Below are 23,054 nucleotides of genomic sequence, written 5' to 3' on the forward strand. Positions count from 1 at the left end.
GTCGGGCGCCGTTAGGTCAGGATGACGCGGCCCGCCGCCTCCGCAATCGACGTTCGCGTGAGCGGGGCGCGCCTGCGCCCGAGCCCGTCAGCGCATCGCCGCGACGTGGCGCTCGGTCAGCTGGGCCAGCATGTCCAGCAGCTCGATCGCCGCCTGCCGGTCGCCCTCGCCCAGCGGCAGCTCGGCGCCGCTGGCGATCAGGTCGCGCCCGGCCGCGAAGCTTTCGCCCAGCGCGGTGATGGAGACCTCGCTCAGCCGCCCGTTCACCCGGCGCAGGAAGCTGGTGTGGTCCGGCTGCTCGCCGCGCGCGCCCGGGGCCAGGCGCTGCTGCATCATCGCGTCGAGCTCGCCCGGCGAGAAGCTGTCGAGGTAGACGTCGGCCAGCGCCGGGATCAGCTGCCCGCGCAGGCGCCCGCGCAGCTGGTCGCGCACCAGCTCCGCCAGCAGGGGCCGCGCCTCGTCGCTGATCTCGGGCCCCACCTCCTCGATCCGCGACAGCGAGCTTGCGACCAGCGGCTCGGTCTTGCTCAGCACCTTGGCGGTCAGCCCGCCGTCGCACAGCGCTGCGGCCAGCGCCAGCGCCTCGCTCGAGGGCTGGGCGGCGGCGAATCCCTGGTCCGCGGCGCGGCTCCAGGCGGCGGCCTGGGCGGCCGCGAGGGGCGCTCCCGCCGCGGCCGCGAGCGTCAGCAGGGCGGCGAGGCGGCGCGGAAAGGCGGCGCGGATCGGGCGACGTCGATGCATCTGGACCTCCGGTCTGATCGCGTTCGCCACGAGTCTGCCGCAATTCATCGGGGCCGTCGATGAAATGCGAGGGCGCCCCCTTGATAATTCCGTGAAGCGGACTAGGCGCCACGGTCACGCGCCAGCGGCGCCCCGGATCAGTCCGGGATCGAAACCTCCACCGACCAGGCGCGCAGCGGCAGGCGGATCGGGCCGGGCCCCAGCGTCTCGCGCAGGCGCGTCTCCAGCGCGGCGCGGCGCCCGGGCGGCAGGCCCGTGCAATAGGCCGGCGCCGGCCCCGCGCCGAGGGTGAACGGGCGCCACAGGTCCTCGAAGTCCGCGAAGACGGCCTCGGCCTCCAGCGGCGCGACCTCCGGCTCGGGCAGGCCCGCCGCGGCGACGTCGGCGGCGAGGCCCCGGGGCGTGCAGAAGGGGAAGCGGCGCGCCTCGTCCAGCGCTGCGGCCTCTGCATCGAGCGAGGCCGCCGCCCGCCAGAAGGCGTCGATCATCCCCACGCCGCCGCCCGGATAGTCCCAGACGTAGAAGGCGAGCCGCCCGCCCGGCCGCAGCGCCCGCGCCATCTGCGCCAGCGCCGCCGCCCGGTCGGGCACGAAGTTGATCGCGAGCGCCGAGACCGCCAGGTCCGCCGCCCCCGCCTCGAACGGCGGCGACTGCGCGTCGCCGGCCGCGAAGCGCGCGCGCGGATCGGGCGAGGCGGCGCGGGCATGGGCGATGAAGTCGGCCGAGGCGTCGAGCGCGAAGACCGAGCGCGGATCGAACCGCGCCAGGATCTCCCGCGTCAGCGCCCCTGTCCCGCAGCCGACCTCGATCCAGTCGAGCCCAGGGCCCGGCGCCAGCCGGTCGAGGAACAGCGTCGCCACGCGGCGGCTCCACCGGCCCATGTAGAGCTCGTAGGCGTCCCCCGCGCTCCACCCGTCGCCCGTCGTCCCGGTCATCGCTCCGCCCTCCCTGACCCAGGGTCGCCCCCTCAGCCTGCGCGCGAAGCCGCGGCCCGGCAAGCGCGCATGCGGCGTGCAGGCGTGAAACGGGCGGGAGAGGGCGGAGCGGGCCCCGAGGCGTCGCCGAGGCCGGCGCCCGGGGCTCAGGCGCGCCGCGCCCGCGACCGGCGCCTGCGCGCCGCCTCCACCAACGCGCCTAGAATCCCGAAGAGACGCAGCCACGCCTGCCGGTCGTCCAGCCGCCGGACGCCGTCCTTCGCCAGGCGGGCGCGGGCCCAGAGGAGTTCCTCGATGTGATCCTGGACGATCGCCTCGCGGCGCAGCGCCCGGAACAGCCGGTCGACCGAGGGCGCCTCCGCCTCGCGCAGGACGCGCCAGGCGGCGACGGGGTCCTCGACCTCGCCCAGGCGCCGGGCGGCGACGGTCGCCTCGGCCTCGATCAGCGCGCAGCGGATCCGCGCAGGCTCCAGCGCCAGCGCGGCCTCGGTCAGCAGGGCGTCGCCCATCGCACGGGCGGCCGGACCGAGCCTTTGCAGGACGGGCGGCACGAACTCGCCGCGGAACATCGTGGCGCCGCTGGTCATCAGATCGAGGCAGGCCGGCGTCGGCGCGCCGCGCTCGTCGAACAGGCGCGCGTCCACCTCCGCCTCGATGGCGGCGCGCAGGGCGGGAGAGCAAGTGAAGATCAGGGTAAGAGGAGGACCGACGGGCCCTCCGAACCTGGGGCGAGAAAGCCGCCCGGTTGCGATGCCGCGACCCTAGCGGTCGGCGCCGCGCCCTTCAAGCGGAAGGGCCGCCGCGGTTGCCCGCGGCGGCCCTCGAAGTCTTGCGTCTCAGGCGCCCCGCAGGGCGCGCCGGATCACTTCAGGATCTTGGAGACGACGCCCGCGCCGACGGTGCGGCCGCCTTCACGGATGGCGAAGCGGAGCTTCTCTTCCATCGCGATCGGGGCGATCAGCTGGACGGTGAACTTCAGGTTGTCGCCCGGCATCACCATCTCGGTGCCCTCGGGCAGCGCCACCGTCCCGGTCACGTCGGTGGTCCGGAAGTAGAACTGCGGGCGGTAGTTGGTGAAGAACGGGGTGTGACGGCCGCCCTCTTCCTTGGTCAGGATGTAGGCCTCGGCCTCGAAGTCCGTGTGCGGGGTGACCGAACCGGGCTTGCACAGCACCTGGCCGCGCTCGACGTCGTCGCGACCCACGCCGCGCAGCAGCGCGCCGATGTTGTCGCCCGCCTCTCCGCGGTCCAGCAGCTTGCGGAACATCTCGACGCCGGTGACGGTGGTCTTCTTCGTCGGACGGATGCCGACGATCTCGATCTCCTCGCCCACGGTCACGATGCCGCGCTCGACGCGGCCGGTCACCACGGTGCCGCGGCCCGAGATCGAGAACACGTCCTCGATCGGCATCAGGAACGGCTGGTCGATGGGACGCTCAGGGGTCGGGATGTACTCGTCCACGGCCGCCATCAGCTCGCGGATCTTGTTCTCGCCGATCTCGGGGTCGCGGCCCTCCATCGCGGCCAGGGCCGAGCCCGCCACGATCGGAATGTCGTCGCCGGGGAACTCGTAGGACGAGAGGAGCTCGCGCACCTCCATCTCGACGAGCTCCAGCAGCTCCTCGTCGTCGACCTGGTCGACCTTGTTCATGAACACCACCAGCGCGGGCACGCCGACCTGGCGCGCGAGCAGGATGTGCTCGCGGGTCTGCGGCATCGGGCCGTCGGCGGCGTTCACCACCAGGATCGCGCCGTCCATCTGCGCCGCGCCGGTGATCATGTTCTTCACGTAGTCGGCGTGGCCGGGGCAGTCGACGTGGGCGTAGTGGCGCGCCTCGGTCTCGTACTCCACGTGCGCGGTCGAGATCGTGATGCCGCGCGCCTTCTCCTCCGGCGCGCCGTCGATCTGGTCGTAGGCGCGGAACTCGCCGAAGTACTTCGTGATCGCAGCCGTCAGCGTCGTCTTGCCGTGGTCGACGTGGCCGATCGTGCCGATGTTGACGTGGGGCTTGTTGCGCTCGAACTTCGCCTTGGCCATCGCGGTCATTCCTCACTTGGTCGGGTCGCGCGGCGGACCCATGGATTTCGCCGGCGACCGGATAGAGGGATTCCCGGGCCGAGGCAACAGTCATGGGCGCGCGGCGCGCCCGCACGCGGCGGCGTCGCTACGTCAAGCGCAGGAGCACCGGAATGAAACAGGCGATCACGCCCCCCTCGATGGCCCATTACCCCGGCTACCGCTTCTCGCCCGCCGTCCGGGCGGGGGGCTTCCTGCATCTCTCGGGCCAGCTCGGCCTGCGCGAGCTGCGCCCGCCGGTCCTGGCCGAGGGCGCGGCCGCCCAGATCGCGGCGGCCTTCGACCTGCAGGCCCAGGTGCTCGCCGAGGCGGGGGTCGGCTGGGAGGCGGTGGTCGAGATCACCTCCTACCACGTCGCGGGCCCCGAGGGCGGCCTGCCCGCCCAGATGCCCCTGATGATGGCCGCGCTGGCCGAGAGATTCGCCGAGCCCTACCCCGCCTGGACCGCCGTCGAGGTCGCCGGCCTCGCCCTGCCCGGCGCGCTGGTGGAGCTTCGGATGCTGGCGACCGGCTGAGCCGGGCGCGCGATCCCGGCGGCGCGCCGCGCCGAAGGCCGGCCCGCTCGCCGGCCCGGCGCAGGCCGCGCGGCCCCTGAAACGCGGATCGGCCCGCGAGCGGGCCGATCCTTATTGCGGTGGAGACGGGCTCGCTCAGCGGCCGCCCGACAGCGCCACCACCGTCTTCCACAGCTGCTTGCCGCCGCCGGCGATGGCGTCGCGGCCCAGGCGCTCGGACCAGGCGTTCTCGTCGCCCGCCTCGTCGCGCCACTGCCACAGCCGCCGGGTGGTGTGGTGGAGCATGTGCTCCTCCGTCACGCCGATGGCGCCGTGGACGGCGTGGGCGACCGCCGCGACGGGCTCCACCGCCAGGCCCGCGCGGATCTTGGCGACCGCGGCGGCCTGCCAGGAGGGCGCGGCGTCCATAGAGCGCAGCGCGAGCTGCACCGCCGCCTTGGCCGCGGCCGCCTCGCCGGCCTGCTCGGCCACCAGGTGCTGGATCGCCTGGAACTTGCCGATCGGGCGGCCGAACTGCACGCGGGTGTTGCCGTAGTCGATCGACTCGGCCAGCGCATGGTTGATCGCGCCCGCGATCTGGCCCGCGCGCACCACCGCCAGCGCCGCCGGCAGCCCCTCGCCGCCCATCGGCGCCGGCCCGGAGGCGAGCGGCGTCGCGCCGGCGAACTCCACCACCAGGCGCGGGTCGCGGCCGATGGTCGGCAGGGCGCGGCCTTCCGGGATCTCCAGCAGGACCAGCTTCGCGGCCTCGCCCTCGCCGGCGGTGACCAGCACCCGGCCGCCGGCCTGGCCCCAGGGCACGACGCAGGCGCCCGAGACGGTCTCGCCGTCCAGGGTCAGGCGGTCCCAGCTCGCCAGCGGCACGTCCTCGGGGACCTCCATCCCGGCCTGGGCCATCGCCCAGGCGGCGGCCATCCGCTCGCCCAGCGCGACGGGCGCGGCGAAGCGGCCCAGCGCCTCGAGCACGCCGCCGACCTCCGACCAGGCGAGCCCGGCGCCGCCGGCCTCCTCGGGCACCAGCGCCAGCGTCAGGCCCAGCGCCTCGACCTCCGCCTCCAGCGCCGAGGCGGGCTCGCCCGCCTCCACCGCGCGCAGGAGCTTCGCGTCGACCTTCTGCGCGAACAGGCGGTCGAGCTGATCCGCGAGCAGGGTCGCGGTGTCGTTGTCCAGGCTCATCGCAGACCCATCCCCTTGGCCATGATCCCGCGCATGATCTCGCGCGTGCCGCCGCGCAGGCTGAACGTCGGCGCCTGCTGCGCCACCGCCGCCCGCATCTCGGCCAGCGCGCCCTCGACCGCGCCCGGGAAGGCGCCGGGGGCGAGGTCGCGCACCATCTCGGGCATCCGCTGCTCCAGCGTCACGCCCACCTCCTTGATGACCGCCGCCTCCTGGGCGGGGTCCTCGCCGCGGTCGAGCATGCCGGCGGTGCACACCGACATCTCCCGCAGGGCGGCGAGCTCGGCGACGGTGCGCCCGATCTCGCGCGCCGACAGGCGGTCGGGCTCGCCGGCGGCGGCGATCTCGTCCACCAGCAGCGGCATCAGCGGGAAGGCCGAGAGGAACCGGTCGGGGCCCGAGCGCTCGAACGCCAGCTCGGACATGCCCTGGGCCCAGCCGTTCCCCTCCTTGCCCACCAGCGCGTCGGGGCCGAGGTCGACGTCGTCGAAGGTCACCTCGTTGAAATGCGCCCCGCCCGTCATGTCCGCGATCCGCCGGATCGAGACGCCGGGCAGCGTCAGGTCCACCAGCACCTGGCTGAGGCCCTTGTGCCGGTCCTCGGGCCCGCCCGAGGTGCGCACCAGCGCGATCATCGCCTGGGAGTGATGGGCGTTCGTCGTCCAGATCTTGCGCCCGTTCAGCCGCCACGTGTCGCCGTCGCGGGTCGCGCGCGTGCGCACGGAGGCGAGGTCGGAGCCCGAGTCGGGCTCGCTGAGGCCGATGCAGAACGTGGCCTCGCCCGAGCAGATCAGCGGCAGCCACTTCCTGCGCTGGCTCTCGGTCCCGACGCGCAGAATCAGCGGCCCCGACTGGCGGTCGGCGATCCAGTGCGCGCCGACGGGGGCGCCCGCGGCCAGCATCTCCTCGATCACCACGTAGCGCTCGAGCGCCGAGCGCTCGTGCCCGCCGTATTCCTTGGGCCAGGTCATGCCGATCCAGCCGCGCGCGCCGACCGCCTTCGAGAACTCGCGGTCGAAGCCGGTCCAGGAATGGCCGATCTGCCAGGGCGTGAAGCGGGGCGTCCACTCGGCCAGGAACTCGCGCACCTCTGCGCGCAGCTCTGGCTCGACCTCGGGCATGGCCACCGGGTCGAACCGGAAGGGCGATGACATGAGCGTCTCCTCTCTCGGCGCCCGCGCGGCGCGGCGGGCGGGGGGCGGCGTCGTCTTCTTGCGGCCCTCGGGGCCGGGCGACGGCGGGCGCAATGTCCGACAAAAGCCCCGACGGGTCCAGTGGGCGCGAACCGGCGTTCCGCTGTTCGGTCCCGCCGACCGCTTGTCCGACCCCCGATGCCGTTGGGCGGATCGCCCCCGCCACGCGAAAGTGGACAACCGGGGGCGGTTCGGACAAGGCTGCAGGAGTTCACGACGAGGAGAGCCCATGTCCAGAAACGACGCCGCCGGTGAGTCCGAGGCCAAGACCGCCCCTGCGCCGGTCTCCTCCCGCTCGGCCGTGCCGCTGGACCTGGACGGCGAGCAGTCCGAGCGCCTGGCCCATGACCGCAAGTTCGTCTGGGCGCTGGCGCGGGGGCTCGAGATCCTGCGCGCCTTCTCCGCCCGGCCCGCGCCGCTGGGCAACTCGGAGCTCGCCGAGATCACCGGCCTGCCCAAGGCCACGATCACCCGCCTGACCCACACGCTGACGGAACTGGGCTACCTGCGCCTGATCCGGCGCCTGTCGAAATACGAGCCCACCGCCGCCCTGCTGACGCTGGGCTACCCGGTGATCTCCTCCCTGCGCGTCCGGCTGGTGGCGCGCGAGCCGATGCAGAAGCTCGCCAACGACGCCGAGATGTCGATCGCGCTGGGCGCGCGGGACCGGCTGGGGATGATCTACGTCGACGCCTGCCACCCGGCCACCGTCTCGACCATCCGCCTCGACGTGGGCAACCGCGTGGACATGGCGACCACGGCGCTGGGGCGCGCCTTCCTCGCCGGCATCGCCGAGGCCGACCGCGAGTTCATCTTCGAGCGGCTGGCCCGCAAGCTGGGAACCGCCTGGCCCGACCTGAAGGCCCGCATCCTCGACGCCAAGGCCCAGGTGGACGAGCGCGGCTTCTGCATCGCCGACGGGGAGTGGCAGTCCGACATCCGCGCCGTCGCCGTGCCGGTCGTCTCGCCCGACAAGTCCGAGGCGATGGCGATGAACGCCGCCGGCCCCGGCTTCCTCGCCACGCGCGAGAAGCTGGAGACCGAGGTCGGCCCGCGCCTGGTGCATCTGGGCCGCTCGATCGCGCCGATGCTCAGCCGCTGAGATCCGAGCCGGGATCCGCCCGGCCCACGAAGGAGGAGACCCCCCATGAAGGACCAGATGGAGGCCCCGGTCGAACCCGGCGCCGACGATCCCGTCTGCGTGACCCAGCGCATCGGCGCGACCGCGCTGGTGTGGATCAACGACCCCAAGCGGCGCAACCCGCTGTCGATGGCCCTGCGCCCCGCCCTGATCGAGGCGATGGCCGAGGCGCAGGCCGACCCGGAGGTGCGCGCGATCGTGCTCGCCGGGGCCGGCGGCTGCTTCTCGGCGGGCGGCGACATCTCGACCATGAAGGGGATCACCGCCGCCTCGGGCCGCGCGCGCCTGCAGGACGTGCATCGCCTCGTGAAGATCGTGCAGGGCGGGACCAAGCCGGTGATCGCCGCGGTCGAGGGCTACGCGGTCGGCGCCGGCCTCTCCATCGCCGCGATGTGCGACATGGTCGTGGCCTCGTCCGAGGCGAAGTTCTCGCTGCCCTTCGGCAAGCTGGGACTGATGCCGGATCTGGGCGTCTTCCACACCCTGCCCGCGCGCATCGGCATGGGCCGCACCAAGCTGCTGGCGATGACCGGGCGGATGATCGACGCGCAGACCGCCGCCGACTGGGGCATCGTCGAGGAGATCTGCGCCCCCGGCGAGGCGGTCGAGAAGGCGCTCGCCATGGCCGAGGAGGTCGCGCGCTGCGCGCCGCTCTCGGTCGCCACCTCCAAGCAGACGCTGGCGCGCGGACCGATGAGCCTCGACGCCCTGCTCTCGGCCGAGGCGGACACCCAGGCGCTGCTGTTCTGCTCGGACGACGTGAAGGAGGGCGTGGCCGCCTTCCTCGACAAGCGTCCGCCCGCCTTCAAGGGCGCCTGAGACCGGCGCACGACAGCCTCGCGGGCGCCGGCGCGCCCGCGAGCGGACCGGCGCCGGAATCGCCTCGTCCCGGCGGGTTTCCGCGGGGGCCTCGCTTGCGCGTCGGTTGGGGCGCGCCTATGGTCTCGCCATGACCCGAAAGCCCCTCATCGTCGGCCTTGGCGGCACGCTCCGCGACTTCTCCTCCACCGAGAAAGCCCTTCGCATCGCCCTCGACGCCGCCGAGGCGCAGGGCTGCGAGACGGAGCTGATCGCGGGCCGCGCGCTCGACCTGCCCCCCTACTCGCCCGAGGATCCCTCGCGCACCGAGTCCGCCCGCCGCCTGATCCACGAGATCCGGCGCGCCGACGGGGTGATCCTGGGCTCGCCCGGCTATCACGGCGGCATGTCGGGGCTGGTGAAGAACGCCATCGACTACATCGAGGACCTGCGCGAGGACGCCCGCCCCTACCTGGAGGGGCGCGCCGTGGGCGTGGTCGCCACCGGCGGCGGCTGGCAGGGCGCGGTGACCACGATGAACTCGCTGCGCGACGTGGTCCACGCCCTGCGCGGCTGGAACACGCCGCTGGGCGTCGCGGTGAACACGGCCGAGCCGGTGTTCAGCCCCGACGGCGACTGCGAGGACGCCAAGATCCGCGGCCAGCTCGAGGCGCTGGGCCGGCAGGTGGCCGCGTTCGCCCGCGCCACCCTCGACGCCGCCGCCTGATCGCGGCCTAGAGCCAGCCGAACGCCCGCTTCAGCAGCGCCGCCGCGTCGCGCTCGACCGGCGCGCCGTGGGCGATCACCAGCCGCTCCGCCGGCCAGTCGAACACGGGCGCGAGCGAGGCGCGCGCCGCCTCGCGGTCCTGGAAGGCCATGCGGAACTTGCGCGGCACGGTGGGCTCCGCCTCCTGCATCAGGTCCAGCTTCGCCACCAGCCCCCGCCAGCCGCGGAACCAGCCCGGCGGCAGCGCCTGAAGCAGGTCGGTGAAGATCGCCGTGCGGCTGGCGCGGTGGAAGACGGCGACCTCGGTGGTGACGCGGTTGCCTCGGATCGGGGCGATGTCCAGCGCCCCCTCGAAGGCCGACGGCGGCGGATCCTCCCCCAGCACGGCATGGATCACCATGTCGGGCCGCTTCTCGCGCACCCCGGGGGCGGCGAGCACGCGGACCCGCGGGACGGCCTGCACCCAGTCGGGCAGGAACAGGTGGTGCAGGTCGTTGGGCGCGAGCAGCCAGCGCACCGGGCCCAGCGCCTCGACCTCCGCCAGCAGCGCGTCGTTCGGCGCAACGGGCGACCAGACGGCGAGGCCGGCGTCCCCCAGGCGCATCACCGCCATGCGGGTGGGGAAGCGGAACCCCGCCATCCCCTCCACCACCGGCCCCTCGGCCAGCCACAGGTCGGTTCCGAAGGGGGCGAGCATCGCGATCTCCCGCGTCGCGGCAGGGAGGCCTGCGCTTCGCGCGGAGGCTAGCGGAGGGGCGGCGCGGGAGGCAAGGCCGAGCGCCGGCCCATCCGCCCGCAGGTTCTCCGCCCGGCGCGGGACCGTGCAACGCCCGCCGCCCGGCGCAGGGGGAAGCCCCGGCCACGGGGGACCGGGGCGGGCGCCCGAGGCGGAGGGAGGCGCGCCGCCTCCAGCGGGTCGTCGGGGCCCGGGAGAGGGAGTGGCCCCGGCTCGGAGGCCGGGGCGCCCGCTTGGCGGCGGGCCCGTGCAGGTTTGCCAGTCGCCTGCCCGCGGCTGGCGGAGGGAGAGGCCCCGGCTCGCGGGCCGGGTCGCGCTTCACTACCGGGCCTGCGCCCAGATGCGAAGGGGCGGCCCGAGGGCCGCCCCCTGTCTCTCCCGTCGCCTCGGCTCAGGCGATGCGGCGGTCGCGGCCTTCCCAGTACTTGTCGCGCAGCTGGCGCTTGTAGAGCTTGCCGTTGTCCGCCCGCGGCAGCTGGTCGATGAAGTCGACCGTGCGGGGGCATTTCACATGGCTCAGGTGCGCGCGGCAGAAGTCGATGATCTCCTGCGCCAGCTCGGGCGAGGGCGAGAGGCCGGCGGGCAGCTCGATCACCGCCTTCACGGACTCGCCGAACTCCTCGTCCGGCACGCCGATCACCGCCACGTCGCCCACCTTGGGATGGGTCGCCAGCAGGTTCTCGATCTCGGCCGGGTAGATGTTCACGCCGCCCGAGACGATCATGAAGGTCTTGCGGTCGGTCAGGAACAGGTAGCCGTCCGCGTCCACGTAGCCGACGTCGCCCAGCGTGGTCCAACCCTTGTCGTTGCGGCTGTCCGCGGTCTTCTGCGGGTCGTTGTGATACTCGAAGCTCGGCCCGTCGGAGAAATAGATCGTCCCCTCGGTCCCCGCCGGAACCTCGTTCCCGTCGTCGTCGCAGATCCGCACCCGGCCCAGGATCGTGGTCCCCACCGAGCCGGGCTTCTTCAGCCACTCTTCCGAGCTGATCGTGCACACGCCGTTCGCCTCCGAGCCGGCGTAGTATTCCTCGATCACCGGCCCCCACCACTCGATCATCGCCTTCTTCACCTGCGGCGGGCACGGCGCGGCGGCGTGGATCGCGCAGCGCAGGGAGCTCAGGTCGTATTTCGCCTTCACCTCCTCGGGCAGGCGCAGCATCCGCACGAAATGGGTCGGCACCCACTGGGAATGGGTGACCTTGTGCTTTTCGATCGTGGCCAGCGCCGCCTCGGGGTCGAACTTGCCCGAGACGATCATCGTGCCGCCCCAGCGCATCACCCGCAGGGCGTAGCCGATGGGGGCCGCGTGATACATCGGCGCGGGGTGGAACCAGACGGTCTGGTCGGTGATCCCCCAGCGGTCGCAGGTCAGGAACATGCCCTTGGTGGGGGTGCCGAAGGGCGCCTCGGACATCGGGCGCACCACGCCCTTGGGCTTGCCGGTGGTGCCCGAGGAATAGAGCATCTCCGAGCCTTCGGACTGGTCGGCGATGGGATGGTCGGGGAACTTCTCGAGCGCCTTTTCGAACGAGACGTAGCCCCCGCCCGCGTCGTCGAGCATGAAGCGCGCGCCCGGCAGCAGCTTCGGCCCGGTCAGCTTCTCGGCGACCGCGCGCTTGGCCTGCGAGGTGACCAGGATCTTCGCGCCCGAGTCGTTGAGCAGGTAGTCCACCTCCTCCGGCGTCAGGTGGGTCGGGATCGGGGTGACCTTCAGGCCCGCGCGCATGAAGCCCCAGAAGATCGGCGTGTAGTCGATCCGGTTCTCGAGGAACACCGCCGCGCGGTCGCCGCGCTGCAGCCCGAAGCTGCGCGCCAGGTGGACGACCCGGTTGGAGAGCGATTCTACCTCGGCGTAGGTGATCGCCTCGCCGGTGACCTGGTGCAGGAAGGCCGGCTTGTTCGGGGTCCGCACGGCCCAGACGCCCGGGTGCTTCTCGTCCTCGCGGAATTCGCTCACTGGGATCGCTCCTCCATCTGCGCCTGTCGGCCGGCAGGTCTTTCGCTTTGCTTAGCGTGTTATAACGGCGGACGCACGCGCTGGGCGCCCGGACGCAAGGGGATGCGGCGCCAAGTCCCGCTGTGCGGAACCGGGAGGGCGATTTTGCACGCCGCCCTCTCCTTTGCCGGTTCGGAGACTCCTGCTCGGCCGCCGCCGCCGCGCTTGACTTGGCCGCGGCCCGCGGAAAACCTGCCGGCCGACAGGTGGTGGCGCAAGCCCCGGCCGCGCCCCCGGGCCCGACCCCCGGCCCCGCCCTCGACAGGGAGACGAAACCTTGAGCGATCCGAAACGCTTCGTGCCGGCGCCCACGCCGGAGACCGCGCATTTCTGGGAGGGCGCGCGCCAGGGCGAGCTGCGCCTGCAGCGCTGCACCGCCTGCGGCGACGCATATTTCCCGCCCCGCGCCTTCTGCCCCGAATGCGGCTCGCGCGAGGTGAAGGTCGAGGCCGCGTCCGGCCGCGCCCGCCTCTATTCCTACGTCATCAACCACCTGCCGGCGCCGGGCTTCGCCGCCCCCTACGCCATCGCGGTGGTCGAGCTCGAGGAAGGCCCGCGGATGATGTCCAACATCCTCGAGTGCGAACAGACGCCCGAGGCGCTGGTCCTCGACATGCCCCTCGAAGTCACCTTCGAGAAGCTGAGCGACGAGATCTCCCTCCCCCAGTTCCGCCCGGCGAAAGGGGCCTGAGCATGACCCCCAATTCCGTCGCCATCGTCGGCGCCGCCGAGACCACCGAGCTCGGCAAGATCCCGACCCTCTCCCAGATCGGCCTGCACGCCGACGCCGCCCTGAACGCGATCGCGGACGCCGGGCTGACGATCAAGGACATCGACGGCGTCGCCACCGCCGGCCACAACGCGGTCGAGGTCGCGCATTACCTGGGCATCACCCCGTCGTGGGTCGACGGCACCTCGGTCGGCGGCTGCTCCTTCATGGTCCACGTGCGCCACGCGGTGGCGGCGCTGGAATCCGGCATGTGCAAGACCGTCCTCATCACCCATGGCGAGAGCGGCCGCTCCCGCCTCGGGCGCTACGGGAACGCGATCTTCCCCTCGCTCTTCGACCAGCAGTTCGAGCAGCCCTACGGCGTCACCGCCCCTCCGAACCGCTTCACCCTGCCGGTGCTGCGCAAGATGAAGGACGACGGGCTGACCGAGGAGCAGCTGGCCATGGTCGCGGTGGTCCAGCGCGAGTGGGCGGCCTTCCATCCCCGCGCCAGCTTCCGCGACCCGATCACGGTGGACGACGTCCTGAACTCCCGCATGATCGCCTGGCCGTTCCGCCTGCTGATGTGCTGCCTGGTCACCGACGGCGGCGGGGCGCTGATCCTGACCAAGGCCGACCGCGCGAAGGACTTCCCCACCAAGCCCGTCTACGTGCGCGGCGTCGGCGAGGGGGCGGAGACGCCCGTCGTCTCCCAGATGAAGGACTTCGGCAGTTCCGCGGCCTTCCGCACCTCGGCCCGCCTGGCGTTCGAAAGCGCCGGCATCACCCACGCGGACGTCGATCACCTGATGATCTACGACGCCTTCGCCCACCTGCCGGTCTACGGGCTCGAGGACCTGGGCTTCGTGGGCCGCGGCGAGGGCGGGGCCTTCATCGCCGAGGGGCACACCCGCCCCGGCGGCAAGCTGCCGCTGAACACCAACGGCGGGGGGCTGAGCTACATGCACTCGGGCATGTACGGCATGTACGCGCTGCAGGAGGGCGTGCGCCAGATGCGCGGCGTCTCGCCCGCCCAGGTCGAGGGGGCGAAGATCTCGCTGGTCCACGGGGTGGGGGGCATGTTCGCCGCCTCCGGCACCGTGGTCCTGACCAACGAGGCCTGAGGGGGGACCCGGCGCGGCGGGGCGCCCCCGCCGCGCCCGGGCCCGCCCGGTTCAGCCCGCGACGGTCGAGGCGCGCACCGTCAGGCGCGCGTCGGGGGCGCGGGCCGGGCCGACGAGCGCGTCGCCCTCGATCATCGGGATCAGCATCTTCACCGCCTCGCGCGCCACCTCCGGCAGGCCGAGGTTCACCGCCGTCAGCGGCGGGTCCGCGGCCAGCGAGCGGGGGCCGTCGTAGCGGGTGGCGATGCGCAGGTCGCCGGGGATCGAGCGGCCGATCTCGCGCGCCGCCTGGCAGGCGCCGGCGGCGAACACGTCCACCATCGCCAGGATCGCGTCCACCTCCGGATGCTCCTGCAGCAGGCGCAGCGCCTCGGCGCGGCCCAGCGCCATGCCCCCGCTCTCGTCCAGGCGCAGGTGCACCGGGGCCATGCCGCGGGATTCGGCGAAGCGGGCGTACTCGGCCTCCGTCTCCTCGTGGCTGGCGCGGCGGGCGGCGGCGGTGATCAGCGCGATGCGCCGGGCGCCCGTCTCCTCGAGGTGGCGGAGCAGCAGCGCCGCCGTCTCGCCCGAGCGCAGGTCGACCGCGGGCGCGTCGTCGCGCCCCGGCTGGCGGCCGATGCGCACCACCGGCAGGCCGCGGGCGTCGAGCAGCTCGGCGAACGGGTCGTCGCGCGCCGGCTCGATCAGCAGCGCCCCGTCGATCAGCAGGTCGTCGACCGAGGGCGAGGCCTCCATCGGCGGGATCAGCATCAGCGAGAGGCCCGAGCGCATCGCCTCCTCGGCCGCGGTCGCCGCGATCTCCATCATGAAGCCCAGCCGGGAGGTTCCCCCCGTCACCGCGAAGGGCATCGCCGAGAACAGCCCGATCGCCGAGGCCCGGCCCGAGCGCAGCCGCCGCGCCACCGGGTTGGCCCGGTAGCCCAGCCGCTCGGCGGTGGCCTTCACCTTCGCCACCAGCTCCTCGTCCACGTAGCGCCGCCCCGAGAGGGCGTTCGAGACCGTGGAGGGCGCCACGTTCAGCTCCCGCGCGATATCCAGGATGGTGACCTTGCGTCCCCGATTCGCAGCCATGTGCCCCCGCCCCTGACCGGATTCCGCCCATGAAATGCGCAAACCCTGCGCAAACGGCGTGCATCCGCCCTCAATTGCCCGCCTCTTGGCAGGTTTCGCTTCACATCGCCCGGAAAAAACGTTTTTCTTGGGGCGTCAAATCGTTTTCCCCCGCGGCGCACCGCGCAACTGGAGGCCGAGACAGATGACCTGCACCGCCCCGATAACGCAAGTCGCCACGGCGGACCTGCCCGACCAGGTGACCTTCCGCCGCCGCCTGACCGGGCTGACCTGCAACGACCCCTCCCGCGCCTTCGGCGGCCTGACGCTCTATGCGCCGCAGACCGCGGCCGGGCTGGTGAAGCTGATCGACGAGGACGGGGCCGAGGTTCACCGCTGGACCCTCCCCGTGCGGCCCGGCCGCCACGCGGTGCTGCTGAAGAACGGCAACCTGGGCTACAACGGCTCCTGCCAGGACGGCCCGATCCTCTACCCGATCTGGCCGCTGTGGCGCGGCGGCGACTTCATGGAGGTCGCCCCCGACGGCGAGATCCTGCGCCGCCACGTCGATCCCGCCCACCACCACGACGCCCAGTGGCTGGACGACGGCTCGATCCTCTACACCGCCGCCCATCCCCTGCCCGAGGACGTGGTCCGCCGCCTCGGCGGCGCGCCGGGCGCGCGGGTCTACGGCGACGTGGTCAAGCAGGTGAACCGCGACGGCGACCTGGTCTGGGAGTGGAAGAGCTGGGAGCATCTGCGCCCCGAGGACTTCCCGACGCAGCCCGTCTTCGACCTCCAGCACTGGCCGATGATCAACGGCCTGTGGGACGCGCGGAGCGGCCTGGTGCTGATGAGCCTGCGCACCACCTCGGGCGTGATCGCCGTCTCCCGCGAGAGCGGCGCGGTCGCCTGGGTGATCGGGCAGGACATCCTCGCCCAGCAGCACACGCCCGTGGAGCTCGACAACGGCAACGTGCTGATCTTCGACAACGGCACGATGCGGCCGGGCGTCTCCTCCCACTTCTCCCGCGTGGTCGAGGTGGATCCGGCGACCAACGCTATCGTCTGGGAATACCGCGACCCCAACGCGCCCAGCTTCTTCTCGCCCTACATGGGCGGCGCCCAGCGCCTGCCCAACGGCAATACCTTCGTCACGGAGAGCGCCACGGGCCGTCTCTTCGAGGTCACGCCCGCGGGCGAGGTGGTCTGGGAATTCGTCATCCCCGAATTCGCCCCCTATCCCGAGCCGGGGATGGACCGGATGATCGGCGGCCATCACAACAGCGTCTTCCGCGCCTACCGGTATGCGCGGGAGGACGTGTCATGGCTGTAGCGGAGATGATGACCGAGCGACGCCCCCCCTCCGCCGCCCCGGCCCGTCCGGGGATCGCCGCGCGGCTGCCGGCGATCGGGCGCACGCTGGCCGGCCCGCTGCGGCCCGCCGTCAGCCTCGGTTTCGTGCTGGCGCTGTGGGCCGGGGTCTCGGCCTCCGGCTCGGTGAACGAGGCGCTGTTCCCCGCGCCCTGGACCGTGGTCGAGGCCTTCGTCGAGATGGCGCAGGCGGGCGTGCTGGCGCAGGACCTGACGGTCTCGCTCTCGCGGGCGGCCATCGGCTTCCTGATCGGCGCCACGCTCGGCGTCGCCGTGGGGCTCGCCACCGGGCGCACGCAGCTCTTCCAGATGCTGCTGGGGCCGTTCCTGACCCTGATGCGCCCGATCCCGGCCATCGCGCTGGTCCCGGTCGCCATCGTCTGGTTCGGCATCGGCGAAAGCTCGAAGCACTTCGTCATCGCCTACACGGTGTTCCTGACGGTGTGGTTCAACACCCACCACGGCATGCAGTACGTGCCCGAGATCTACATCCGCGCCTCCCGCTCGATGGGCGCCTCGCGCCTGCGGGAGTTCGTGCAGGTGGTGATCCCGGCCGCCGCGCCCCACATCGTGGCGGGCCTGCGGCTGGGGGTGGCGCTGGCGCTGCTGAGCCTGGTGGCGGCCGAGCTGACCGGCGCCTCGTCCGGCATCGGCTACCGCCTGCAGGAGGCGCGCCAGTACGTGCGCACCGACCGCATGTTCGCCCTTCTCATCGTCCTCGGCCTCGCCGGCGCGGTGGTGGACCAGATCGTCCACCGCATCTCGCGACGCCTCGTGCACTGGGAGCAGGCGTGATGACCCAAGCGACCCGAGGCCTGGTCGAGATCGACCGCGTGGCGATCGACTTCCCCACCAAGACCGGGGACGCCAAGGGCGGGCGCACCCGCGCCCTGACCCCCACCACCCTGCGGCTCGAGCCGGGGACCTTCACCGCGATCATCGGCCCCTCGGGCTGCGGGAAGTCCACGCTGATGAACGCGGTCGCGGGCTTCCTGGCCCCGTCCGAGGGCGAGGTCCGCGTGGACGGAAAGCCGGTGACCGGCCCCGACGCCGAGGTCGGCGTGATCTTCCAGCAGTACGCCCTGTTCCCGTGGTTCACGGCGCTGGGCAACGTGAAGTTCGCGCTGCGCCGGCTGGGCCTGCCGCGCGACGAGATCGAGGCCCGCGCCCGCGCGGCGCTGGCCGAGGTCGGCCTCGCGGGGCAGGAGCGCAAGTATCCCGGCCAGCTCTCCGGCGGCATGAAGCAGCGGGTGGCCATCGCGCGCACCTTCGCCGGCGGCCCCAAGGCCCTGCTGATGGACGAGCCCTTCGGCGCGCTCGACGCCCAGACGCGGAGCCGGATGCACGACCTGCTGACCCAGGTCTGGCGGGCGCACGCGGCCACCACGCTCTTCATCACCCATGACGTGGACGAGGCGCTGGTGCTCGCCGACCGCATCCACGTGATGTCCCCGGCCCCGGGGCGGATCGTCGAGACGCTCGACCTCGACCAGCCCCGCCCCCGTTCCGCCGCGCGCTTCGACGAGCGTCAGCTCGCCGCCCGCGCCCGGATCCTCGACCTGCTGCGCGGCGAGCCGGAAACCCTCGCCGCCTGACCCTCTCGACCCGACGTCCCCTTGCTGGAGCTCTCGACCATGAAACGCGCTTTCCTGGCCGCCGTCGCGGCCGCCGCCCTCTCGCTGCCGACCCTCTCCCTCGCCGCCGAGAAGCTGGTCTTCGCCTGGACGCCCAACCCGCAGACCCCGCAGGTCGACGTGGCGCTGGCCAAGGACTACTTCGCCGAGGCCGGGCTGGAGGTCGAGATCGTCTCCTTCCCCTCGGGCCGCGAGGGGTTCGAGGCGCTGATCGGCGGCCAGGTGGACGTGGCCTTCATGGCCGAGTTCCCCGCCGCCGTGGGCGTGCTGCGCGGCCAGGACTTCAAGGTCGTCGGCGACCTCGCCCGCTTCCGCGGCTCCCGCGTGATCGGCAACACCAAGGCCGGGCCGCTGGCCTCGCCCGCCGACCTCGCAGGGCGCAACATCGGCACGGTGCTGGGCACCAACGTCGACTTCTACCTGTCCAAGGTGCTGGAGCAGGCGGGCGTTTCGGCCACCGTGATCAACGCGGGCCCCGCCGACCTCGCCCCCGCCGTCGCGCGCCGGGACGTGGACGCGATGGTCACCTTCCCCACCTTCTACGCCGCCGCGAAGGCCGCGCTGGGCGACGACTACGTCGAGCTGAAGGCGCCGGGCTACTCGGTCCACTTCATCCTGTCGGCCAACGGCGAGTCCCTGCGCGCCAAGCCCGAGGCGTTCGAGGCGTTCATGGCCGCCCTCGCCAAGGCCGACGCCGACGTGGCGGCCGATCCCTCCGCCGCGCAGGACGCGGTGCTGGCGAACATGAAGGGCGCCATGCCCAAGCCCGCGCTCGAGGCGATGTGGTCCGAGGTCGAGATCGGCCTGACCCTCGACCGGGAGCTGCTGGACCTGATCGTCGAGGAGGCCGCCTGGATCGTGGGCAAGGGCATCGTCAAGGCCGACGCGCCTTCGACCGAGGCGGTGCGCGACGCCTTCGATCCCGCCCCCCTCTCGGCCGCGAAGCCCGAGGCGGTGGCCCTCGACTGACGCGGCCTTCCCCGCGCCGAACCCGCGGCCGTCGCCCTCCCCGGGCGGCGGCCGTTCGCGTTCAGGCGAACTGGAAGTCGCCCGCGTCCAGCGTCTCGGCCGCGACGCCCACGAAGGTCAGGTCCACGCCTCTGGCGGTCACGTGGGCGTCGCCGCCTTCATCGGAAATCGTCAGCTGCGCGAAGCCCTTGACCTTTGTGATCACAACCGTCTCGCCCTCGGCGAAATCGAGGATCCGGTCGGCGCCGCCGCCGCGGGCGTAGCGGAATTCGTCCAGCCCCGCCCCGCCCTTCAGCCGGTCGGCGCCCCCCTGCCCGTCCAGCACGTCGTCGCCCGCGCCGCCGATCAGCCGGTCGCCCCGCCCGCCGCCGCGCAGCGCGTCGTCGCCGCCGGCGCCCTTCAGGACGTTGCGCGCCTCGTTCCCCGTCAGCCGGTCGTCGCCCCCGCCGCCCTTCGCGTCCTCGATGACCGTGCCGTAGGCGATGGAGACGTCGCGCGGCGCGCCGAGCGAGCTGAACGCCCCCTCGCGCAGGTCGACGACCGCGTCGGCGGCGCCGCGGTGCACGATCCGGTCGCGCCCGCCGGCGTCCCAGATGGTCATAGCCTCGCCCGTCTCGGGCGCCGTCCAGCGGGTGCGGCCGAGGTGCGCGCTCTCATTCGCGCCCCATCGGGCCTGGAGGGCGGCGACGTCGTAGATCATCGGCGTCGCGGGATCGTGGCGCCCCTCGGTGTAGGACATCACCGTCAGGTCGGTCGTGTCCTCGCGGCTGGGCAGGTAGGGCCGCGGCGCGCCGCCGTAGTTCCCCGGATGCTTCAGCGCCAGCGCGTGGCCGATCTCGTGCATCAGGAGCCCGTGGTCGCGGTCGGAGTCCGAGCGCATGGCCACGTATCCGTCCCAGTCGTCGCCCACGTAGCGGAAGCTGCCGTAGCCGTTGGAGCCGCCGAGGTCGTCGGCGCGGAAGAACTTGAAGTCGGCCTCCCGCCCGTCGCGCACGGGCCGGAAGGTGACGTCGATCACCGCCGCGATCTCGGCCAGCGCGGCCTTCACCGCGGCCTTGCCCGACTGCGTCCAGCCCCGGTAGCCCGAGACGATCCCGTCGAGCGGGCTGCCGGGATCGGCCTTGCGCTCGAACGCATACTCGAAGACCGCGCCCTCGGGCCGCGGCCCCCCGCGGTAGGAGAGCGCGTCGATCCTGTCGTCGAGCTGCGCCGCCGAGAGCCGCTGCGGAAACCCCATGTCCGACCTCCTGTCGCGGCCCCGGTCCCCCGCCGCGCCGGCCGACCGGCGACGCTACTCGCCCGCCTGCGGCGCCGCAACGTCCGGCCACGCCCCGCGGCGCGGGAGCCTCGCCTCCCCCCGCTCGCCTGCCGGTGGCGCGCGCCGGCCGCGTCCGGACGCCCGCCGCTCCGACCCTATCGCGGGAGTTTGAGCAAAGAATCAACATTTACGCGCCGCTTGGCCGCGGCTTTCGGGCTGCAACGGCTTGGATTTTGGAGTGAATGCAGGTTAAACGATGGAGGGAACGGCAATACGACTCGCGGCGTTCGCTTGGGGGAACCGCGGAGTCGCCGATCAAAAGCCACGCGGCACGGGGACGAGGGCGTCGTGCGCAGTGGGCATCCGGCCGGTTGAAGCCCGGCGGACGTCCGTGTTTGGGGATGCAGGCGATATGAAAATTCGGGGTCGGCTCTTCTCGGTGGTTCTTGCGGCCGCCGTGGGGACCATGCTGGCGGGGTGCGATTCCGCCGAGGAGAGGGCGCAGTCTCACCTCGAGAGCGGTCTGGAACTGATGCAGGAGGGCAAGCCTTTCCAGGCGCAGCTCGAGTTCCGGAACGCGATCAAGCTGCAGCCCAACAACGTCGTGGCGCGCTACGAACTGGTGAAGTTCTACAAGAACCGCAACGACATCCGCGGCGCGGTGGAGCAGCTGCGCGCGATTCTCTCGACGCAGCCCGACCACGTGCAGGCGCGCATCGACATGGCCGAGATCATGCTGGTGGCCAACCAGCTCGAGGAGGCCGAGAGCCATATCGACGTCGCGATGAAGGCGCAGCCGGACGATCCGCGCGTGCGCGCCATCCGCGCCTCGATCGACTACAAGCGCGGCGACCGCGAGAAGGCCGTCGCCATGGCCGACGCGGTGCTCGAGGAGGACCCCTCCCAGGTCACCGCGCGCCTGGTGCGCGTCGCCTGGCTGGTCGACCAGGGCAAGAACGCCGAGGCGCTCGAGGCGCTGGACGCGGGCCTCGCGCTCGACGAGGGGGACCTCTCGTTCAACGTGATCCGCCTCGGCCTGCTCGAGAAACTGGGCCGCGACGAGGACGTCGGCGGCCAGCTCGAGCGGCTGGTCGAGCATTTCCCCAAGACCGACAAGTTCCGCGAGGCGCTGGCCCGCTGGTACACGCTGCGCAAGGACTACGACGCCGCCGAGGCGCAGTACCGCGCCATCGCCGAGAACAACGCCAAGGACTTCCAGAAGGCGCTGGACGTCGCGCGCTTCCTCAACGCCGTGCACGGCCCCGACCGCGCGCGGGAGGAGCTGCTGCGCCTCGCCTCCCAGCCCGACGCGCTGGTCGAGTACGACCTGGCGCTCGCCGCGCTCGACCTGCGCGAGGGCGACGAGGACGCCGCGGTCGCGCGGCTCGACAAGGTCATCGCCGAGAAGAAGGGCACCGACGGCGGCGGCAAGGCGATGATGGAGCGCGCCAAGATCCACATCCGCCACGAGGAATACGAGGCCGCCGACGCCCTGCTGGCCGAGCTGCTGAAGATCGACCCCAAGAACGCCGGCGCGCTGACCCTGCGCGCCTCGCGCTACCTGGTGGTGGACGAGAACGAGCTGGCCATCCGCGACCTGCGCTCGGCGCTCGACGTGGCGCCGGACGACGTCCAGGTGATGATGATGCTCGCCTCCGCCTACGAGCGCGACGGCAGCCGCGAGCTGGCGCTGGAGCGCATGGGCCAGGCGGTGCAGAAGTCGGACTACGAGCCGCAGATCGTGCTGCGCTACGTGCAGGCGCTGATCGACGCCCAGAAGGTCGACGTGGCCGAGAGCCTTCTGCAGGACGCCATCAAGCGCAAGGGCGAGCGGCGCGAGCTGCTGATCTCGCTGGCCCAGATCAAGCTGCGCCAGCAGCAGTGGGCCGCCGCCGAGCAGGTCGCCCAGCGGCTGCGCGCGCTGAACCCCGACGACGAGTCCGCCGACCGCATCGAAGCGGGCGCCGCGCTGGGCCAGCGCAAGTTCTCCGAGAGCGCCGACATCCTCGAGAACCTGGTGACCGAGGGCAGGCAGGGCGACGCGGGCATGATCTCGCTGGTCCGCGCGCTGCTGGCGGGCGGCGACGCCGACCGGGCGCTGAACTTCCTCGACCAGCGGCTGACCGACGATCCCGACGACCCGACCGCGCTGGTGCTGCGCGCCTCGATCCTGTCGGGCCGCGGCGAGCTGGAGCTGGCCGAGGACGACCTGCAGCGCGCCATCGAGCTGCAGCCCGACAACGCCGCCGCCTACGCCAGCCTGGCGCGCATCTACAACTCGATGGGCCGCACCGACGAGATGTCGGCCGCCCTCGAGAAGGGCGTGGCGATGAACGACGACGACGTCGCCCTGCGCCTGACCCAGGCGATGCAGGAGGAGTACGCCGGCGACTTCGACGAGGCGATCGAGATCTACGCCGAGCTGTATCGGGAGCGTCCGAACTCCTCGGTGATCGCGAACAACTTCGCCTCGCTGCTGGCCGACCACCGCGCCGACGACCCCGAGCAGGTGGAGCGCGCCTTCAACATCGCCAAGCGGTTCCGCGACTCTCGCCAGCCGCACCTGATGGACACCTACGGCTGGCTGCTGCACCTGACCGGCTCCAGCGCCGACGCCCTGCCCATCGTGCGCGCGGCGGCCGAGGGGCTGCCCACCAACCCGCTGGTCCAGTACCACCTGGGCGTGGTGCTGGCCGCCAACGGCCAGCTCGCCCAGGCGCGGGAGCAGGTGAAGCGGGCGATCCAGCTCTCGGAGCAGGTGAACTTCCCCCAGAAGGACCGGGCGGAGGAGGTGCTGGCCCGCATCGACGCGCTCGAGGCCGACGCCCTGCGCCGGCGGGAGGAAGAGCAGAAGAAGCGCGACGCCGCCAAGCAGCAGGGGGTGACCCAGTGAGCCATGCC

21 protein-coding genes are annotated in these 23,054 nt (G+C 72.7%); 11 read left to right on the forward strand and 10 right to left on the reverse strand.

The annotated features are described in order from the left end of the window. Positions 1 to 87: 87 nt before the first annotated feature. The 4 genes from P2H44_RS14865 to tuf form a co-directional block, all read right to left on the reverse strand. Positions 88 to 741: a hypothetical protein gene (locus P2H44_RS14865; RefSeq protein ID WP_275764630.1), complete on the reverse strand. Its 654-nt coding sequence runs from the start codon at positions 739 to 741 to the stop codon at positions 88 to 90. A 137-nt stretch (positions 742 to 878) separates the two neighbouring features. After that, positions 879 to 1,676, reverse strand: coding sequence for a class I SAM-dependent methyltransferase (locus tag P2H44_RS14870; RefSeq protein WP_275764631.1), 798 nt, complete (start codon positions 1,674 to 1,676; stop codon positions 879 to 881). Positions 1,677 to 1,822: 146 nt separating this feature from the next. Beyond that, positions 1,823 to 2,320: a hypothetical protein gene (locus P2H44_RS14875; RefSeq protein ID WP_275764632.1), complete on the reverse strand. Its 498-nt coding sequence runs from the start codon at positions 2,318 to 2,320 to the stop codon at positions 1,823 to 1,825. 218 nt (positions 2,321 to 2,538) lie between these two features. Beyond that, positions 2,539 to 3,714: an elongation factor Tu gene (tuf, locus tag P2H44_RS14880; RefSeq protein WP_275764633.1), complete on the reverse strand. Its 1,176-nt coding sequence runs from the start codon at positions 3,712 to 3,714 to the stop codon at positions 2,539 to 2,541. Between the two features lie 152 nt (positions 3,715 to 3,866). Here tuf and P2H44_RS14885 point away from each other — a divergent pair, with 152 nt between their 5' ends. Further along, positions 3,867 to 4,268, forward strand: coding sequence for a Rid family hydrolase (locus P2H44_RS14885; RefSeq protein ID WP_275764634.1), 402 nt, complete (start codon positions 3,867 to 3,869; stop codon positions 4,266 to 4,268). Positions 4,269 to 4,403: 135 nt separating this feature from the next. Here the strand turns inward: P2H44_RS14885 and P2H44_RS14890 are convergent, their stop codons facing one another. Both P2H44_RS14890 and P2H44_RS14895 read right to left on the reverse strand, forming a co-directional pair. Continuing rightward, positions 4,404 to 5,444, reverse strand: a complete 1,041-nt coding sequence (locus P2H44_RS14890) for an acyl-CoA dehydrogenase family protein (RefSeq protein ID WP_275764636.1) — start codon at positions 5,442 to 5,444, stop codon at positions 4,404 to 4,406. Continuing rightward, positions 5,441 to 6,598, reverse strand: a complete 1,158-nt coding sequence (locus P2H44_RS14895) for an acyl-CoA dehydrogenase family protein (RefSeq protein ID WP_275764637.1) — start codon at positions 6,596 to 6,598, stop codon at positions 5,441 to 5,443. Before P2H44_RS14895 ends, P2H44_RS14890 begins: the two co-directional genes overlap by 4 nt. Before the next feature lie 268 nt (positions 6,599 to 6,866). Here P2H44_RS14895 and P2H44_RS14900 point away from each other — a divergent pair, with 268 nt between their 5' ends. The 3 genes from P2H44_RS14900 (at position 6,867) to P2H44_RS14910 (ending at position 9,303) form a co-directional block, all read left to right on the forward strand. Further along, positions 6,867 to 7,739 carry an IclR family transcriptional regulator gene (locus P2H44_RS14900; protein WP_275764639.1) on the forward strand — a complete coding sequence of 291 codons (873 nt, stop codon included), beginning with the start codon at positions 6,867 to 6,869 and terminating at the stop codon, positions 7,737 to 7,739. A gap of 45 nt (positions 7,740 to 7,784) precedes the next feature. Beyond that, positions 7,785 to 8,597 (forward strand): enoyl-CoA hydratase/isomerase family protein, encoded by an 813-nt coding sequence (locus P2H44_RS14905; RefSeq protein WP_275764641.1) that lies wholly within the window; start codon positions 7,785 to 7,787, stop codon positions 8,595 to 8,597. Positions 8,598 to 8,727: 130 nt separating this feature from the next. Further along, positions 8,728 to 9,303, forward strand: coding sequence for an NADPH-dependent FMN reductase (locus tag P2H44_RS14910; protein WP_275764643.1), 576 nt, complete (start codon positions 8,728 to 8,730; stop codon positions 9,301 to 9,303). Between the two features lie 7 nt (positions 9,304 to 9,310). Here the strand turns inward: P2H44_RS14910 and P2H44_RS14915 are convergent, their stop codons facing one another. Both P2H44_RS14915 and P2H44_RS14920 read right to left on the reverse strand, forming a co-directional pair. Then, on the reverse strand, positions 9,311 to 10,000 hold the full coding sequence (locus P2H44_RS14915; protein WP_275764645.1) for a DUF4336 domain-containing protein: 690 nt from the start codon (positions 9,998 to 10,000) through the stop codon (positions 9,311 to 9,313). Positions 10,001 to 10,430: 430 nt separating this feature from the next. Further along, on the reverse strand, positions 10,431 to 11,996 hold the full coding sequence (locus tag P2H44_RS14920) for an acyl-CoA synthetase (protein ID WP_275764646.1): 1,566 nt from the start codon (positions 11,994 to 11,996) through the stop codon (positions 10,431 to 10,433). 316 nt (positions 11,997 to 12,312) lie between these two features. On the opposite strand from P2H44_RS14920, the gene P2H44_RS14925 reads away from it, so the two are divergent. Together P2H44_RS14925 and P2H44_RS14930 are read left to right on the forward strand one after the other, a co-directional pair. Continuing rightward, on the forward strand, positions 12,313 to 12,726 hold the full coding sequence (locus P2H44_RS14925) for a Zn-ribbon domain-containing OB-fold protein (protein ID WP_275764648.1): 414 nt from the start codon (positions 12,313 to 12,315) through the stop codon (positions 12,724 to 12,726). Positions 12,727 to 12,728: 2 nt separating this feature from the next. Further along, on the forward strand, positions 12,729 to 13,868 hold the full coding sequence (locus P2H44_RS14930; protein ID WP_275764649.1) for a thiolase C-terminal domain-containing protein: 1,140 nt from the start codon (positions 12,729 to 12,731) through the stop codon (positions 13,866 to 13,868). A gap of 51 nt (positions 13,869 to 13,919) precedes the next feature. Here the strand turns inward: P2H44_RS14930 and P2H44_RS14935 are convergent, their stop codons facing one another. Beyond that, positions 13,920 to 14,939, reverse strand: coding sequence for a substrate-binding domain-containing protein (locus P2H44_RS14935; RefSeq protein WP_275764650.1), 1,020 nt, complete (start codon positions 14,937 to 14,939; stop codon positions 13,920 to 13,922). A gap of 184 nt (positions 14,940 to 15,123) precedes the next feature. On the opposite strand from P2H44_RS14935, the gene P2H44_RS14940 reads away from it, so the two are divergent. From P2H44_RS14940 to P2H44_RS14955, 4 genes are read left to right on the forward strand one after another with little or no spacing between them, the layout of a single operon-like run. Further along, positions 15,124 to 16,254: an aryl-sulfate sulfotransferase gene (locus P2H44_RS14940; RefSeq protein ID WP_275764651.1), complete on the forward strand. Its 1,131-nt coding sequence runs from the start codon at positions 15,124 to 15,126 to the stop codon at positions 16,252 to 16,254. After that, entirely contained in the window at positions 16,245 to 17,087 is an 843-nt protein-coding gene (locus tag P2H44_RS14945) for an ABC transporter permease (protein ID WP_275764653.1), read from the forward strand. Before P2H44_RS14940 ends, P2H44_RS14945 begins: the two co-directional genes overlap by 10 nt. Next, on the forward strand, positions 17,087 to 17,887 hold the full coding sequence (locus tag P2H44_RS14950) for an ABC transporter ATP-binding protein (RefSeq protein WP_275764655.1): 801 nt from the start codon (positions 17,087 to 17,089) through the stop codon (positions 17,885 to 17,887). The genes P2H44_RS14945 and P2H44_RS14950 overlap by 1 nt, the downstream gene beginning before the upstream one ends. Before the next feature lie 39 nt (positions 17,888 to 17,926). Next, positions 17,927 to 18,895: an ABC transporter substrate-binding protein gene (locus tag P2H44_RS14955; protein WP_275764656.1), complete on the forward strand. Its 969-nt coding sequence runs from the start codon at positions 17,927 to 17,929 to the stop codon at positions 18,893 to 18,895. Positions 18,896 to 18,956: 61 nt separating this feature from the next. Here P2H44_RS14955 and P2H44_RS14960 read toward each other — a convergent pair whose 3' ends face one another. Beyond that, positions 18,957 to 20,132, reverse strand: a complete 1,176-nt coding sequence (locus tag P2H44_RS14960) for a M10 family metallopeptidase C-terminal domain-containing protein (protein WP_275764657.1) — start codon at positions 20,130 to 20,132, stop codon at positions 18,957 to 18,959. 433 nt (positions 20,133 to 20,565) lie between these two features. On the opposite strand from P2H44_RS14960, the gene P2H44_RS14965 reads away from it, so the two are divergent. Continuing rightward, positions 20,566 to 23,046, forward strand: a complete 2,481-nt coding sequence (locus P2H44_RS14965) for a tetratricopeptide repeat protein (RefSeq protein ID WP_275764658.1) — start codon at positions 20,566 to 20,568, stop codon at positions 23,044 to 23,046. The last annotated feature ends 8 nt before the right edge of the window (positions 23,047 to 23,054 follow it).

The organism is Albimonas marina, assembly GCF_029223255.1.
In the GTDB taxonomy this organism is placed as follows: Bacteria; Pseudomonadota; Alphaproteobacteria; order Rhodobacterales; family Rhodobacteraceae; genus Albimonas.